The following is a 15476-nucleotide window of genomic DNA, read 5'->3' as shown; positions in this document are numbered from 1 at the left end:
AGGTGCCGCCGGTGTTCTGCGCCGCATTGGTCTCGGTCAGGTTCGCCGTCGACGTGCCGGTGATCACCGCCGCGTCGTTGGTGCCCAGGATGCTGACGGTGATCACCTGCGTGGTGCCGTCGGCGGTCGCCACCGTGATGCTGTCGGTGTAGGTCGTGCCGCCCACGAATTCGTCGTGGGCGTCGTTCATGGTGTAGGTCCACACCCCGGCCGCGTCGATCGAGAACGTGCCGTAGCCGTTGTTGCCGGCCGCGCCGCTCTGCATCACGAAGGCGTTCGAGCTGTCCACGTCGGTGGCGCTCAAGGTGCCGCCGGTGTTCTGCGCCGCATTGGTCTCGGTCAGGTTCGCCGTCGACGTGCCGGTGATCACCGCCGCGTCGTTGGTGCCGGCAAATTCTACCTTCGCGGTCGCCCAGCTGAGCGTTCCATTGCCGAGCCGGATCGAGTAGATGAAGGTGTCAGTCAGGTATTGCCCCGCATTCAAGCCCTGTAACTGCGCCTTGAAAGCCGCCGACAATGTCGAAGCGTCGTATCCAACTTTTCCGTCGGACGTAATCCAGATCTTCGCGCCGTTATAACTCGTGTCGGTGCTGGTGGCTTCAGCGCGCCCCAAGTCTTGAGTCAACAAATCACCGGCGATGTATCCACTCATCGCGCCTGTATCGTTGATACCGTTATCGACCGACCAGAGGGTCTTGGCGTTCCCGCCGAGATCGTTGGCCATCACGTTCAGGATAACGGTTTGTAAATTATCCTCGGTGAGCCCGGTAAAGCTGCTGGTGAACAGGTCGTCACCCGCCTGCGGCGTGTTGGAGAAAGACGTCGTGGTGCCGCCGGCACCGGTGACCTGAGTAGCCATTTTCAACCCCCTGTTGTTCAACCACAGACGCCCCTACGCCTGTTTATTGACCGCCTTGAGAGACCCAACTGCTCCCTGTCGGAGCAATCATCGCACGATCGGCGCACAAACCGGGGTGGAAGTGGATTGCCAGCGCATCATCCAAAAGACCGCCGCGCTACGAACAGCGCGCTTAAGCTGGCGGCTCACAGACGAATGCTAACTCGATGGTGCTGGCTGCGACGACATTGATCGTCGCGCTTCGTCCCCTACCCCAATTGCATCGTCTAACTCTATGGTTGGCGACCACAAATTTTAGAAGACGCTTATATTAGGAGATTATTAACTCTAGCAGAGCGGAAGCGTCAACGGGAAGTTTGCAAAACAGTTAATAGTTGTAGATAAAGGAGCCACAGCCCGACAATGGCCTTTGGGTCGACCATATGGTGTGGCAGCCGAGCGGATAAGTTCTTAGGCTGAACACCGCACCGTAGTCGCCCGCGGCCTGCACACATGAGCTGGCACAACGTCGACCTACAGCTTCCCTGGATAATATCTGCTTTTGGACAGAGGCCAAAATACTCTGAACGACCGAGATAGGCGCGAAGCGGTCATCCACGATCTTCAGGTTTTGACCCAGGAGGCCTTTCCCCGGTAGTGATCGGGAAGGGCGCGGTCGTCGAGCGAGTTGTCAGCCGCCTATTTCGCAGCCCATTAGTGTGCAACTTCGGAAGCCGCTGACATCAATTCCTCCGGATTCGGCGCCTTGAAGGTATTGAGGCCATCCTCCAGAACTTCAGTGAAGCTCCAGCGCACAATGCCCCCTCGGTCGATGAGAAACTGACCAACAAGCAGCTCCTTAGCGGAAGCCATCATCTGCTGATCGGCTTCCGTAATCTCATACCCCTCCTTCTTGTTGAGAAACTCGTCCATTGCCATGGGATCCATAGGCTCGGGCAACTCACCCGGGAGATCGATACGGATCCCCATGACCTTGTCCATCCCGACCTCGCGCAAACCGAAAGCACGGTGCGAGGCCCGCTCCGGGTCGGACGCGGCGAGAAGATCGGGTGCCGGATGGTAACGGAAATACAGCCGTGCCCGCTCTACCGGCGTATTGACGACCGCCAGGCATTCGACGCCTTTCTCACCCAGGGCCGGCTTGAGTTGCGCCATTGCCGCGACATTGCGCCGGCAGAACGCACAGTGCAGACCTCGAAACAAGCCGATCAACAACGGGCTACGACCTCGAAAATCAGCGAGCGCGATTTTGCCTTCGCGGGAGATCGCATCGAGAATAATATTCGGCGCCCGGTCGCCCGGCCGCAGCGGGCGTTCAACATCACTCGTGGACATGGACAACCTCCTCGCCCCGGATAAGCACACCCAGCCATCCGGAGTTGAGTGTGCTGGGGGACACCAGGACAAAAATTGCCTTCGACCTTGCCATTTCGACCTTGCCATATTGCCGAGGTCGAGATTACGCGCGTTGTAAGTGCATCATAACACGAAAAAGCCTTTGCGGGTCGCCCGTTTCGCGAGCCGTACGAAGCTCTTCGGTCAGAAGCAGTCGCGCGAACACGAACCTTTGACTTCCATCCAATCCTGGGCAAAGGCGATCAGCGATGGTCGAAAACTCAGCCAGGTTGCCCCGTTGCACGCATCCTGGTTAGGTCACCGATACGCCTGCGCACACGAAACCGCTGCAGATATGCGATCCCAACGCCGAGATCGCCCTCGGCAACAAGACGATCAAAGTGGGTGAAAGCGTCTGTTTCGCCATGTCCATAGTCGGCAGCCGTCGGCAAGATGATGAGATCGCCGCTCCAGAGCCTTTTGGGATCGCTGGACGCCTGGTCGAAGAAATTCGCCTGCGCAACGATTTCGCGCTCGGCTACCTCTACGCCGTACCGTTTCGCCAGCGCGAAAAAGTCACCCTCGGTCCGCTGCAAAACCGAAATGTGATTCGCTGTGTCTCTTTCCGATCGAACACGTTCGAACTGGTCCTCCAATTCGACAGTCTTTCGGGCAAGCCTGTATTTCGCGATTTTCAGATCTTTTGTGCGCAACGAGGTCACAACCAGCGTTCCGCCGAAGGTAGGCGCCACGTCTGTCGGCACCCAGGCACGGCAATAAAACGTGCCGTCCCGCAACATCATTCCCTCAGCAATATGCCCCACCTATAACAGCGACTGTTACAACTGGGCCAAATTGCCGAACGACATCAAAAACGTTTCACCATCAAACGCTTAGCGTGTGATGGTGCCCAGAAGAGGACTCGAACCTCCACTCCTTGCGGAACACGGACCTGAACCGTGCGCGTCTACCAATTCCGCCATCTGGGCTGGTGCGGGCTCATGTAAGCGGGCAAGCGATGTGTGTCAACGCGCTTTTTTCAAAGCATGATGCCGAAAAGCGGGAACCGGTTTTCTCGGACAAACGGTTTTCGTTTATCCAGAGATCATGCCCGATCAAGAACCGCCGGGCCGCTTGCCGGCTGAACGACTGTCAGCCCTCCAGCACTTCCTTGGACGCCACGGTCGAATCGGCGTTGAGCTGGTAGATGACCGGCACCCCGGTGCCGAGCTCCAGCTTGACGATCTCCTCGCCCGACTTGCCGTCCAGCGCCATTATCAGCGCGCGCAGCGAGTTGCCGTGCGCGGCGACCAGCACCGTGCCGCCGCGCAGCACATGCGGCTGCAGATCGTGAAGGTAATAGGGCCAGACGCGGGCGCCGGTGTCCTTCAGGCTTTCGCCGGCGGGCGGCGCCACGTCGTAGGAACGGCGCCAGACATGCACCTGCTCCTCGCCCCATTTCTTGCGGGCGTCGTCCTTGTTGAGGCCGGAGAGATCGCCATAATCGCGCTCGTTCAGTGCCTGGTCGCGGATGGTTTTCAGATCGCTCTGGCCGACCGCGTCGAGAACGTGCTGGCAGGTTTTTTGGGCCCGGATCAGCGCCGAGGTGAAGGCGATGTCGAATTTCAGCCCGCGCGCCTTGAGTTTCTGGCCGGCGGCCTTGGCCTCGGCGTGGCCCTGCTCGGTCAGGTCGACGTCGCGCCAGCCGGTGAACAGGTTCTTCAGGTTCCATTCGCTCTGGCCGTGGCGCACGAGCACGAGGGTTCTCGACATGTTTGCTCCCTTCGGGTTGGCAGATTGGCAAGTTGGCGGATTGGTCGCTCAGCCGAGGCCGAGCACGTCCCGCATCGAATACAATCCCGGCTTCTTGCCGCGCGCCCAGAGCGCTGCCTTGACGGCGCCGCGGGCGAAGATGGCGCGGTCCTCGGCGTGGTGCGACAGCGTAATGCGCTCGCCGGTGCCGGCCAGCAGCACGCTGTGATCGCCGACCACTGAGCCGCCGCGCAGCGTGGCAAAGCCGATCGAGCCCGTCTTGCGCACGCCGGTGTGGCCATCGCGGACGCGCACATCATTGCCGGCCAACGCGATGCCGCGCCCGGCGGCGGCAGCCTCGCCGAGCAGCAGCGCGGTGCCCGACGGCGCGTCCACCTTGTGCCTGTGGTGCATTTCGAGGATCTCGATGTCGAAATCCTCGGCATCGAGCGCGCGCGCCGCCTGTTCGACCAGCACCGCCAGAAGATTGACGCCGAGGCTCATATTGCCCGATTTGACGATCGTCGCATGGCGCGCCGCCGCCGCTATTCCAGCATTGTCTTCGGCCGAGCAACCGGTCGTGCCGATGACATGGACGATGCGCGCCTGCGCCGCGTAGCCGGCGAATTCGACTGATGAGGCCGGGGTAGTGAAATCGAGCACGCCATCGGCCCTGGCGAAGACGGGTAGCGGATCATTATCGATCGCCACATCGATGCGGCCGACGCCAGCGAGTTCACCGGCATCCTTGCCCAGATGGGGTGAGCCCTCGCGCTCGATGGCGCCGATGACCCGCGCGCCTGGAATGGTGTGGATGGCGCGGATGAGTGTCTGGCCCATGCGGCCGGCAGCACCCACCACCACCAGGCCCATATCATTTGCCGGTCTGTCGGTTGCTGATATCTCGCTCATGTCGTGCTCCCTGCGATGCTCTGCGTCTCGATGTTGCGAATTGGGCCTTGGGCCGAAGTCTGGATCGATGCGCTGTCGTCGACGAGCCCCAGGCCCTTGACGCCCTGGATGCGGTGGAAGCGGGCATAGACGCTGTGCGGATCGGCCATCAGCGAGGCGTGCGTGCCCTCCTCGACCAGCCTGCCCTGTTCCATGACGATGATGTGGTCGGCGTTGACCACCGTCGACAGCCGGTGCGCGATGACGATGGTGGTGCGCCCTTCCATGACCTGGGTGAGCGCCTGCTGAACGCGGGCTTCGGCTTCGTTGTCGAGCGCCGATGTCGCCTCGTCGAGCAAAAGGATCGGCGCCTGGCGCACGATGGCGCGTGCAATCGATACGCGCTGGCGCTGGCCGCCCGACAGCGTCACGCCATTCTCTCCAACCGGCGTATCATAGCCCTGCGGCTGCTGGCGGATGAAATCGTCGGCCGCGGCCTGTTGTGCGGCCTGTTCGATCTCGGCATCGGTGGCACCCAGCCGGCCGTAGCGGATGTTGTCGCGAATGGTGCCTTCGAACAGGTAAGGCTGCTGCGACACATAGGCGATGGAGCCGCGCAGCGACTGTTTGGTGACCTTCGAGATGTCCTGGCCGTCGATCTCGATCGTGCCCGCCTCGACGTCATAGAAGCGCTGCAGCAGCGCCACCAATGTCGTCTTGCCGGCGCCCGAAGCGCCGACAATCGCGGTCACCTTGCCGGCGGCGGCGGTGAAGCTCAGATCGTGCAGGACCGGCGCCTCTTCGACATAGCGGAAGGAGACGCTGTCGAAGCGCACTTCGCCGGAGGTGAACTTCGCCTCGGCGGCGCCAGCAGCGTCACTCTGCTGCGGCTCGATGTCGAGAAGCTCGTAGATCATGCGCGCATTGACCAGCGCGCGCTCCATGCCGACCTGCATGCGCGCCAGCCGGCGGGCGGGATCATAGGCGAGCGTCAGCGCCGTGATGAAGGAAAACACCGCGCCGGGCGGCTGGCCGAGAACGGTGGCCCGGTAGCCGGAATAGGCGATGACGCTGGCGAAGGCGATGCCGGCCAGCAGTTCGGAAACCGGCGTCAGCCGCTCGGAGACGCGAGCGATCTTGTTCGACCGCTGTTCCGCATCCTCGGCGAGCTTGCTGATCCTGCGCGACAGCTCGTCCTCCATGGTGAAGGCCTTGACGATGGCGATGCCTTGCGTCGCCTCCTGCATGGCGCCGATCAGCCGCGAGTTGATCTGCACCGATTCGCGGGTGATGCGCCGCACCCGGCGCATCAGGTAGGTGACGGTCCAGATCAGCGGCGGCCCGATCAGCAGCGAGCTCAGCGAGAGCACCGGGTCCTGGTAGATCATGACGCCGACCAGGCCGACCAGCGAAACGGCGTCGCGTGCCGTCGAGGTCACCGTCATCGACAGAAGGTCGCGAATGCCGTTGACGTTCTCGTTGACCTGCGCGGCCAGCCGCCCTGACCTCGTGTCGTTGAAGAAGGAGACGCCGAGCTTCATCAGATGGTTGAAGATGCGCTGCTGGTAGCGCGCCACCAGATTGTTGCCGATCCTGGCCATCGTCACCGCCTGGCCGTAGCCGGCAAGGCCGCGCAGGATGAAAGCGCCGAGCAGCGCCGCGCAAATCCATGGGATCAGGTCGCCGCGCCGTTCATAGAAGATCTGATTGACGACCGGGCTCATGATCCAGGCGGCAAGCGCCGTCGTCGCCGACACGGTCAACAGGCAGAGGATCGTGAAGATATACGCGCCCCGATATTCGCGGCCGTTTTCCTGGAGAATGCGGCGGATGACCGCCACGATCTCGCCCGCACGGGGTTTCGACAAATTGGGGGGCTGAAATGTCAAATCGGAGCGCTTCGTAGGTTTCCGCTTCCCGCGGCCGGGCAATTCGGCATCCCTCTTAACGCCAAGGAGCCGGCTTGCCTATGCCTTGGGCTGACTAACTTCGTCGCGCCAGCGGCGGCCCTCCGTCTGGACGCCGAACAGCGAGGGGTTGCGGGCATAGGCGGCAAGGCCCAGGAGTGCGGCCAGCGGGTGGGTGATGACATAGACCGGCATGGTCCGCATCAGCGCGCTGTGCGGCGCCTTGTCCTCGAAGGCGGCGCGGAAATTGCCGGCTTTCAGCGCCGGCACGATCTTTTGCGCGATGCCGCCGGTGAGGAACACGCCGCCGCGGCTCATGAACACCAGTGCGAGATCACCGGCGGTGCGCCCAAGGCAGGTGACGAAGGTCTCCAGCGCTTCTTCGGCGACCGGATCGGTCTTGGCCAGCGCCGCGCCGGTGACCTCGGCCGGCGTGGTGAAGGGCGACGGCTTGCCGTCCGCCTTGGCCACCGCCCGGTAGACGTTGACGAGGCCGCGTCCGCACAGAATCTGCTCGCCCGAAATGCGGCCATCGATCTTCTCGATATGCGGGAAAACTTCGAAATCGCGCGGTGTGCGCGGGCCGATGTCCATATGGCCGCCCTCGCCGGGCACCGGAATCCAGTGGCGCAGCGCATAGACCAGCCCGGCGACGCCGAGCCCGGTTCCCGGACCGAGCACCACGCGCCCGGCATTGAGTTCCGGCGTGCCGCCGCCGATCTTTTCCATATGCTCCTCGCCGAGCGCGACGACGGCCAGCGCCTGCGCCTCGAAATCGTTGAGCACGACGATGTCGCTCAAGCCCAAATTGGCGAACATTTTTCTCGGCTTGACGATCCACGGGCAGTTGGTGAGTTCGATCTCGTCGCCGTCGACCGGGCCGGCCACCGCCAGCACCGCCGAATTGGGGCGGACCGACGAGCGGTCGAGCACGGCCGCCTGGATCGCCTCGTCGATGGTGTTGTAGTTGGCCGTCTGGACGATGGTCGGCTCGCCGGCCTCGGAATTGGCGTCGAGCACGATCGAAAAGCGCGCATTGGTGCCGCCGATGTCGCCGATCAGGATCGGAAACCGCAACAAAGTATCGTCGTCATCTGTGCCTGGCATGCTCTCGTCCGTCCCCGGCGCCCCTGACGGCATCTAACCGTTCCCCCGTTGACTAGCGCATGAGTTTGAAAAGGGAAACGGTTTTCAAACCCGGCGGCGCGCTGAGGCCGGCGCTGCGGCCAAACGGCCACTGTTTCGCAAACATCAAGACTCTTAACCAGTTGAGGCCACCGACAAGCGCGGCGACCTCAGTTCCCTGGCGGCCGTGGCCGCGGCAGCGGGATGCCGATCTCCGGGGTTGCGGTGAACGCGTTCATCGAAGCCGGCAAAGCAGGGGCGCCGGAGGCTGCGGTTGCCGGCTGGGATGGCGCTTCGGGTTCGGGCGCGGCAACCGCCACCGGCACGCTGCCGCCATGATAGGTCGCGGCCTCGGCTGAGGCCGGCCCCGGCGCGTCGAGCACGGCGCGGCATTCCTGGGGCAGGTTCGCCATCGTCATCAGGTCGCGGGCCTTCGGTGCATCCGGGTTCTTGTTGGGCCGCCAGGGCTCCTCGGTAAACCACCAGGCCAGCGGCTTGCCGCAGCCATCATCGTCCGGCGTCGCTTCCTGCGCCTTGCAGCCCGGCGATCCCGGCTGGCAGCCGATGCGCATGTGGAAATGATAGTCGTGACCCCAGAACGGCCTGATCTTGCGCAGCCAGCTGCGGTCGCCCGTGACGGTGTCACAGAGCTTTTTCTTGATACCCGGATTGACCAGGATGCGCTCGACTTGGCTGTAGCTCGCCGCACGCTTGAGAAGCCTTGTATGCGCCGGCGTCCATAGCGCGTCCCTCACCAGATGCGTCTTCTCGTCGACCATCAAGGTGGCGCTCTTGGTTTCGCGCTGCGCCATCGACAGCGGGTGGCTGGGCATCGGCGTCAGCCAGATGTCGGCGTCGAGCCCGATCTGGTGCGAGGCATGGCCGGTCATCATCGGGCCGCCGCGCGGCTGCGAAATGTCGCCGATCAGCAAGCCGGGCCAACCATCAGCCGCTGCGTCGCGCGACAATTGCTCGATCACCGCGATCATCGCCGGATGGCCCCAGCGGCGGTTGCGTGACGGCCGCATCACTTCCCAGGTCGGACCGTCCATGGGAATGGCGACGCCGCCGGCAAAACAGCCCTTGGAATAGAAGCCGATCGACTGCGCTGATGTCGCCGCCGGCAGTTTCTTGGCGCCGAACAGGTCTTTTGCCCGTTCCTCGGCGCTCGCAGGCTGCGTGGCGAACCCAACAATGGCAAACAGGCCGAGCGCGGCTGCCAGCAATGATTTTTTACCGAGAGATAGCCGCATCGCTGTTTTCATGAAACCGGTTCCCCACCGCAATCCCAAGGCCGAATCATAGCACGCCGCGCTCGCGCCATCGATCGTCAGCGCTTCATCGGGCTGCGCGGCTCGCCGTCGCGCCAGTCGCCGCTTGCCCACATATGGTCGAAGGCGGCGCGGTAGTCCGGAAAGCGAAGGTAATAGCCCGCCGCCTTGATCGCCTTGTTGGCGACACGCTTGTTCTCGCCATAGAAGGACCGCGCCATGGGCGAAAGTTGGGCGGCGTCGAAAGGAATTTCAGGCGGCGGGGTGACACCCATCAGCGAAGCGGCATAGGCGACGACGTCCTGCGGCGGCGCCGGTAGATCGTCGGTGACGTTGAAGATGCCGCCTGTGTTTCCTTCGATCAGCTGCCACAGCGCACCAGCAATGTCGTCGCAATGGATGCGGTTGAACACCTGATCCGGCTTGACTAGCCGCCTTGCGGTGCCGTTTTCCAGATTGACCATGGCGTTGCGGCCCGGCCCGTAAATGCCGGACAGGCGCAGGATCGCCACCGGCCGGCCAATGTCCGTGCCCAATTGCAGCCAGTCCTGTTCGGCCGCCACCCGCATCACCGAGCGCTTCGAGACCGGCCGGCACTCAGCGGTTTCATCGACCCACGCGCCGTCGTAGTTGCCATAGACGCCAACGGTTGAGAGATAGCCGATCCATTCGAGCGCCGGCATTTGAGCGATTGCCTCTCGCGCGGCATTTAGAACGGGATCGCCGGCCTCTTCCGGAGCGACCGAAATCACCAGATGCGTTGTTTCTCCCAGCGCATCACCGATTTCCTCGGTCAGCGCGCCGTCGAACAGCAGCGGTGCGATGCCGGCCTGGCGCAGCGCCTCGAATTTGTCCGGTGACCGCGTCGTACCGAAAATCCCTGCGGCACTTTTGTTGGCGCGGGCAAAAGCCTTGCCGGAATAGCCGGCGCCGAAGATGAAGATTTGCTTTTCGCTCATGCATGCGCCCTGTTTGGCCGCGCCAGACGCCATTCGTCGCGTACGGCTTCGTCGCTCTCGGTTTTCAGGCCGATAGCGGCCCGTTCGGAGTATTCGGCATCGGGCACCAGCCGCGCCAGCGCCCATATTGCCGCGCCCCGCACCAGCGGCGAGGCGTCGCTGAGCAGCGCACGCACCGTGCCGGCAAGCGAGGCATCGCCGGAATTGCCGGCGGCGATCAGCACGTTGCGGATGAAACGATCACGGCCGATGCGTTTTATAGGCGAACCGGAGAAGAAGGCGCGGAATGCGGCGTCGTCCAATCGCAACAGGTCGTCGAGCGGCGGCTCGCGCAGATCGTCTCGGGCGGCGAGTTTTGCTTCGGAAGCAGCCCGGGCGAACTTGTTCCACGGGCAAGCGGCCAAACAATCGTCGCAGCCATAGATGCGGTTGCCGATCTTCTCGCGGAATTCGTGCGGGATCGGCCCCTTGTTCTCGATGGTGAGGTACGAAATACAGCGCCGCGCATCGAGCCGGTAGGGCGCCGGGAACGCATCGGTCGGGCACACGTCGAGGCAGGCGCGGCAGGAGCCGCAATGATCGATTTCGGCCCGGTCGGGCACGAGCTCGGCGGTGGTGAAGATGGTGCCGAGAAACAGCCAGGAGCCATGCTCACGGCTGACCAGATTGGTGTGCTTGCCTTGCCAACCGAGACCTGCGGCCTCGGCCAGCGGCTTTTCCATCACCGGTGCGGTGTCGACGAACACCTTCACGTCGCCGCCGGCACGGGCGACGATCTTGCCGGCGATTTCCTTCAGCCGCCCCTTCATCACCTCATGATAGTCGCGGTTTTGCGCATAGACCGAGATGGCGCCCCGGTCGCCCTTGGCCAGCACGCCGCGCGGATCATGGTCGGGGCCGTAATTCATCGCCAACACGATGATCGAGCGCACCTGTGGCCACAGCACCGTCGGCGCGCCGCGACGTGGCAGTGTCTCGGCGATCCAGTCCATCGAGCCGTGAAAGCCGTCGGCGACGAATTCGGCCAGACGAGCCGGCGCCAGCGGTATCGCATCGGGAGAGGTGACGGCGACGGCATCGAAGCCGGCGCGACGCGCCTCCGCGTCGATCAGCGCGCGCAGTTTTGCGGCGTCAGAAGTCGAGGTCCGCATAGTGCGACACCGGTGACAGGCCGCGCACGCGGTCAGTCAAAAGCGGCCGGAAGGAGGGGCGCGACTTGACCCGCGTGTACCATTCGCGCGCAGCAGGGTGTTCGCGCCAGTCGATCTCGCCGAGATAATCGAGCACTGACAGCGTCGCGGCGGCGGCTAGATCGGCATAGGTAACCCTGGAGCCGGCCAGCCAATGGCGGGTGCCGGCCAGCCAGTTGGTGTATTTCATGTGCTGGCGGATGTTGGCGCGCGCCGCACGGATCGCACCTGAATCGGGCGAGCCGCCGCCCGCGGTTTCCGGCATCACCGGCTTCAGCACGCGTTCGCGCACCAGATGGCGGGTGATTTCGCTTTCGGCCTTGTTGAGGTACCAGTCGATCAGCCGGCGGATTTCGGCACGCTGCATCGGATCTTCGGCGAACAGCCGCTTGTCGCGCTTCAAGACACCGCGCGTTTCATCGAGATATTCCGATATCACCGTTGCGCCGATGATGGGCACGTCGCCTTCGGCCAGCAGGATTGGCAGTGTGCCGGCCGGGTTCAGCGCCAGGAACTCCTTGCGCCGGGTCCACGGCTTTTCCTCGATCAGAGCCAACTCCTCGCCATACTCGCCGAAAGCGAGGCGGACGAAGCGACAGGTGGCGAACATGGGATGGTGGAAAAGCGTCAGCATGGTTCCGCGATAATAAAGCGCACTGGCGAATCGCAGGGCGCACCGGTAAGTCTTGGCCGCCCGGTTAGCGGGCCGTCAGGGTGTTGCGACCTATAGGGGGACTTGCACGCCATGACAAGCAAGCCGTTCTGTCAGCCGTCACGCCAATGCCGAGGTAGCCATGGAAAGCCAAACCATCGTCGAAGCCCTGCTGCTCGGCCTGCTGGAGGGACTGACCGAGTTCATCCCGGTGTCGTCGACCGGCCATATCCTGCTCGCCGGCCATTTCCTCGGCTTCCATTCGACCGGCAAGGCCTTCGAGATCCTGATCCAGCTCGGCGCCATACTGGCGATCCTAAGCGTCTATTTCCGCCGGCTGTGGCAAATGCTGCTCGACCTGCCGCATGACCGGCTGACACGGCATTTCGCCATCGGCATCCTCATCGCTTTCCTGCCGGCGGCGATCATCGGCGCGCTGGCGCATGATTTCATCAAGACTGTGCTGTTCGAATCACCGAGGCTGATCTGCATCATGCTGATCATCGGCGGCGTCGTGCTGCTGGTGGTGGACCGCATGAACCTCAAACCGGTCTACCGCGACGTCGAGCGGTTTCCGACCCGGCTTTACCTGCAGATCGGGCTTTTCCAGTGCCTGTCGCTGATCCCCGGCACCTCGCGCTCGGGATCGACGATCGTCGGCGCGCTGCTACTTGGCGTCGACAAGCGGGCGGCGGCGGAATTTTCTTTCTTCCTTGCGATCCCGACCATGGTCGGCGCCTTTGCCTTCGACCTGTTCAAGAACCGCAACGTGCTGAGCAGCGCCGACCTGCCGATCATAGCCGTCGGCTTCGTCGCCGCCTTCGTCACGGCGCTGATCGTCGTGCGCTTCCTGCTCGATTACGTCTCGCGCAACGGCTACTCGCTGTTCGGCTGGTGGCGGTTGGTGGTGGGTGGTGTCGGGCTGGTGGCGTTGATGATCTGGGGGTGAGCTTACCCTCCCTTTTGTGGGGAGGGTCGATCCGCAAAGCGGATCGGGGTGGGGGTCGGCGCCATGCCCCCGCCCCGGTTCGCCCACGCCGCGTCGCGTCGCCGGCGCGCCGACCCTCCCCACAAGGGGGAGGGTAAGCCCCTCAACTCCTTCCATAAAACGCATTCTCGACATGCACCGGCCAGCGCCAGGGCAGCACAGCGACCATGTCGAAGCGCATCGACAATTTTCCATAATCGGACTGGCGCGACAGCCAGATGTCGGCCGCACCCTCGATGCGGCGCTCCGATTCATGGCCGATCGCCTCCATGGCTTCCATCAGCGTGCGCCGTGCCTTGACCTCGACGAACAGCACGAGGTCGCCGCGCCGCGCGATCAGGTCGATCTCGCCGAAACGCGTGCGATGGCGGCGCGCGAGGATACGATAACCCTTGAGCATCAGTGCTGCCGCCGCCAGCCATTCGCCGCGATGGCCGCGCCGATAGGCTTTTTGCCGGCTGACGCTCGGGCGCTCAGCCACCGCCTTCTCCAGCGGCATCCCTGAGTTCCAGCAGCCGCCGGTAAAGCGCCTGTTTCTGGCCGCCGGTCATTTTTGCGGCTTCCGCCGCCGCCTTGGAGGCCGGCATCTCGGCGGCGAGCGACAAAAGCAGGCGGTCGATATCGGCCGGCTCTTCGGCCTTGGCCTCGGCCGGACCGATACAGACGACGATCTCGCCCTTCGGCGTATCGGCCGCCGCATAATGGTCGGCCAACGCCTGCAGCGTGCCGGTGCGCATCTCCTCGAAGGTCTTGGTCAATTCGCGGCCGATAGCGGCTCTCCGCTCGCCGCCGAGCGCTTCGACCATGGCGCCGAGGGATTCGGCCAGCCGGCGCGGCGATTCGAAGAAGATCAGCGTCGCCGGGACGGCCTTCAGCGCTTCCAGCCGCGTCAGCCGCTGTCCGGTCTTCACAGGCAAGAATCCAGCGAACAGGAAGGCGTCCGACGGCAGGCCGGATGCGGTCAAGGCCGCGAGCGGCGCCGACGGACCGGGGATCGGCACGACGCGAATGCCATGGTCGAGCGCCTCGCCGACCAGCCGGTAGCCCGGATCGGACACCAGCGGCGTGCCGGCATCGGAGATCAGCGCCACGCTCTGTCCTGCCTGGAGAGCCGCGATCAGTTTGGGCCCGGCCTCGCCGGCATTATGCTCGTGATAGGCCGTGGTGCGGCGGCGGATGGCGTAGCGCTCGAGCAGCACGCGCGACACCCGCGTGTCCTCGCAAGCGACGATGTCGGCGGCGGCCAGCGTCTCCAGCGCGCGCAGCGTGATATCGGCGAGATTGCCGATCGGCGTCGCCACCAGATAGAGCGCCGGCTCGAGCGGCCGGGCCGCGATCTCGGTCTGACCGACCACATAGCTGCGCTTGCCCGTCTCGCCGGTCACTGATGCCTTCTCCATTCAGCTCTGTTTGGCACGGCTGGCGCGAGCTTGCAAAAGCTGACGTTGTGTCTCCCCCGCCATTCCTTTGCCACAGTAGGGAACGAAACCGGCTATGGCAGATTTACCCCCTGATTCCCGAGGAGGACAGGATGGACAGCCTGAAGATACAGGACGCTTTCGAGCCCTATTATGCCGACCGTAACCGCGTTGCCGCACGCAGGGACAAGCGCTTTCCTGCCAAGACCGACGCCAGCCTGATCAAGCAGGCCGCCTTGCCTGCGAACGTCAGGCTTTCCGACAACAAACCCGACAGCACGACGGAGCACTGACCGGACGATGCCCAATCGCTTCGATATCTTCATCACCCGTCTTGAAACAAAAAGCGCCCGCAACAGCGTGCCTCTACCCCCGATAGGCGACCAGCACCGCGCCCGCCGCGATAAGGGCGATGCCAAGCCAGTTCGCTCCGGTGAGTCGCTCGCCGAGAAAGACCGCGCCAAACACCGCCACAAGCACGACGCTTAGCTTGTCGATCGGCGCCACCTGCGCCGCATTGCCGATCTTCAGGGCGCGGAAGTAGCAGAGCCACGAGGCTCCGGTCGCCAGACCGGACAGACCGAGGAAAGCCCAAGTCTTTCCCGAGATCGTCGCCGGCGACTGGAACTGGCCGCTGGCCAGCAGGATCGCACCGAGCACGACCAGGATGATGATCGTGCGGATGAAGGTGGCGAAATCGGAATTGATGTTCTCGATGCCGACCTTGGCGAAGATCGCGGTCAGCGCTGCGAACACAGCTGACAGCAGTGCCCAGAATTGCCAGGAGGATACGGTCAGGTTCATGCGGATGGCCTCGCGGATTGGGTCTCAACCCAGATACCGTGAAACGCGTGCCTTCAGAAATTCAATCCTTGGCTTCGGAGATTTGGGGGCATCTGTGAGATGTCGGCGGGGCAGCACCCCCCTCTGTCCTGCCGGACATCTCCCCCGCAAGGAGGGAGATTGGCAGCTTCAGCGCTCCGCTCGTTCCTGCAACGTTGATGGTTGGCGAAAGCCGGGATGACAGCCAATCTCCCCCCTTGCGCAGGGCTGTCCGGGGAAAGTTTTGAGTGAATCGAAATGCCGCATGTGCATGCCCCGCAAAACGGGGTTTGTCCGTCTTCTCTCT

Annotated in this window: 16 protein-coding genes and 1 tRNA gene; 2 read left to right on the top strand and 15 right to left on the bottom strand. The window is 63.5% G+C overall.

The annotated features are described in order from the left end of the window. From NKJ06_RS30220 to NKJ06_RS30165, 12 genes are all read right to left on the bottom strand, one after another. Positions 1–859: VCBS domain-containing protein (locus NKJ06_RS30220; RefSeq protein WP_352811706.1), on the bottom strand; the 859-nt coding region annotated here is incomplete at its 3' end. A 693-nt stretch (positions 860–1552) separates the two neighbouring features. Further along, positions 1553–2194 carry a peroxiredoxin-like family protein gene (locus tag NKJ06_RS30215; protein ID WP_352636005.1) on the bottom strand — a complete coding sequence of 214 codons (642 nt, stop codon included), beginning with the start codon at positions 2192–2194 and terminating at the stop codon, positions 1553–1555. 281 nt (positions 2195–2475) lie between these two features. Beyond that, positions 2476–2997, bottom strand: coding sequence for a DUF6538 domain-containing protein (locus NKJ06_RS30210; protein WP_352811704.1), 522 nt, complete (start codon positions 2995–2997; stop codon positions 2476–2478). Between the two features lie 101 nt (positions 2998–3098). Further along, positions 3099–3183: transfer RNA gene (locus NKJ06_RS30205), tRNA-Leu, on the bottom strand. A gap of 163 nt (positions 3184–3346) precedes the next feature. Next, positions 3347–3967: a 2,3-bisphosphoglycerate-dependent phosphoglycerate mutase gene (locus NKJ06_RS30200; protein ID WP_023762619.1), complete on the bottom strand. Its 621-nt coding sequence runs from the start codon at positions 3965–3967 to the stop codon at positions 3347–3349. A 48-nt stretch (positions 3968–4015) separates the two neighbouring features. After that, complete coding sequence (gene dapB / locus NKJ06_RS30195) at positions 4016–4858, bottom strand: 4-hydroxy-tetrahydrodipicolinate reductase (protein WP_352811702.1); 843 nt, start codon at positions 4856–4858, stop codon at positions 4016–4018. Further along, positions 4855–6726, bottom strand: a complete 1872-nt coding sequence (locus tag NKJ06_RS30190; RefSeq protein ID WP_352636010.1) for an ABC transporter ATP-binding protein — start codon at positions 6724–6726, stop codon at positions 4855–4857. Before NKJ06_RS30190 ends, dapB begins: the two co-directional genes overlap by 4 nt. 78 nt (positions 6727–6804) lie before the next feature. Next, positions 6805–7851 carry a glucokinase gene (locus tag NKJ06_RS30185; protein ID WP_352636012.1) on the bottom strand — a complete coding sequence of 349 codons (1047 nt, stop codon included), beginning with the start codon at positions 7849–7851 and terminating at the stop codon, positions 6805–6807. 188 nt (positions 7852–8039) lie between these two features. Then, a complete protein-coding gene (gene mepA / locus NKJ06_RS30180) occupies positions 8040–9134 on the bottom strand; it encodes a penicillin-insensitive murein endopeptidase (RefSeq protein WP_352636014.1) in 1095 nt (364 codons plus the stop codon). 65 nt (positions 9135–9199) lie between these two features. Beyond that, positions 9200–10099 (bottom strand): SDR family oxidoreductase, encoded by a 900-nt coding sequence (locus NKJ06_RS30175; RefSeq protein WP_352636016.1) that lies wholly within the window; start codon positions 10097–10099, stop codon positions 9200–9202. Beyond that, positions 10096–11250, bottom strand: a complete 1155-nt coding sequence (gene queG, locus NKJ06_RS30170) for a tRNA epoxyqueuosine(34) reductase QueG (protein WP_352811699.1) — start codon at positions 11248–11250, stop codon at positions 10096–10098. The genes NKJ06_RS30175 and queG overlap by 4 nt, the downstream gene beginning before the upstream one ends. Then, positions 11231–11923: a glutathione S-transferase family protein gene (locus NKJ06_RS30165; RefSeq protein WP_352636020.1), complete on the bottom strand. Its 693-nt coding sequence runs from the start codon at positions 11921–11923 to the stop codon at positions 11231–11233. The genes queG and NKJ06_RS30165 overlap by 20 nt, the downstream gene beginning before the upstream one ends. A gap of 160 nt (positions 11924–12083) precedes the next feature. Here NKJ06_RS30165 and NKJ06_RS30160 point away from each other — a divergent pair, with 160 nt between their 5' ends. Next, positions 12084–12890, top strand: coding sequence for an undecaprenyl-diphosphate phosphatase (locus tag NKJ06_RS30160; RefSeq protein WP_352636022.1), 807 nt, complete (start codon positions 12084–12086; stop codon positions 12888–12890). Between the two features lie 142 nt (positions 12891–13032). Here NKJ06_RS30160 and NKJ06_RS30155 read toward each other — a convergent pair whose 3' ends face one another. Together NKJ06_RS30155 and rsmI are read right to left on the bottom strand one after the other, a co-directional pair. Next, entirely contained in the window at positions 13033–13410 is a 378-nt protein-coding gene (locus NKJ06_RS30155) for a YraN family protein (protein WP_352636023.1), read from the bottom strand. Further along, positions 13403–14314: a 16S rRNA (cytidine(1402)-2'-O)-methyltransferase gene (rsmI, locus tag NKJ06_RS30150; RefSeq protein ID WP_352811696.1), complete on the bottom strand. Its 912-nt coding sequence runs from the start codon at positions 14312–14314 to the stop codon at positions 13403–13405. Before rsmI ends, NKJ06_RS30155 begins: the two co-directional genes overlap by 8 nt. Positions 14315–14460: 146 nt before the next feature. Between rsmI and NKJ06_RS30145 the strand changes: the two genes are divergently transcribed. Further along, positions 14461–14640: a hypothetical protein gene (locus NKJ06_RS30145; protein WP_352811694.1), complete on the top strand. Its 180-nt coding sequence runs from the start codon at positions 14461–14463 to the stop codon at positions 14638–14640. Between the two features lie 73 nt (positions 14641–14713). Here NKJ06_RS30145 and NKJ06_RS30140 read toward each other — a convergent pair whose 3' ends face one another. Further along, positions 14714–15151, bottom strand: a complete 438-nt coding sequence (locus tag NKJ06_RS30140) for an EamA family transporter (RefSeq protein WP_352636029.1) — start codon at positions 15149–15151, stop codon at positions 14714–14716. Positions 15152–15476 lie beyond the last annotated feature (325 nt).

The sequence above is a fragment of the Mesorhizobium sp. M0293 genome (assembly GCF_040321735.1).
Classification (GTDB): Bacteria; Pseudomonadota; Alphaproteobacteria; order Rhizobiales; family Rhizobiaceae; genus Mesorhizobium.
Note: the sequence above shows the minus strand (reverse complement) of the source record. Positions and strands in the feature narration are given on the sequence as shown.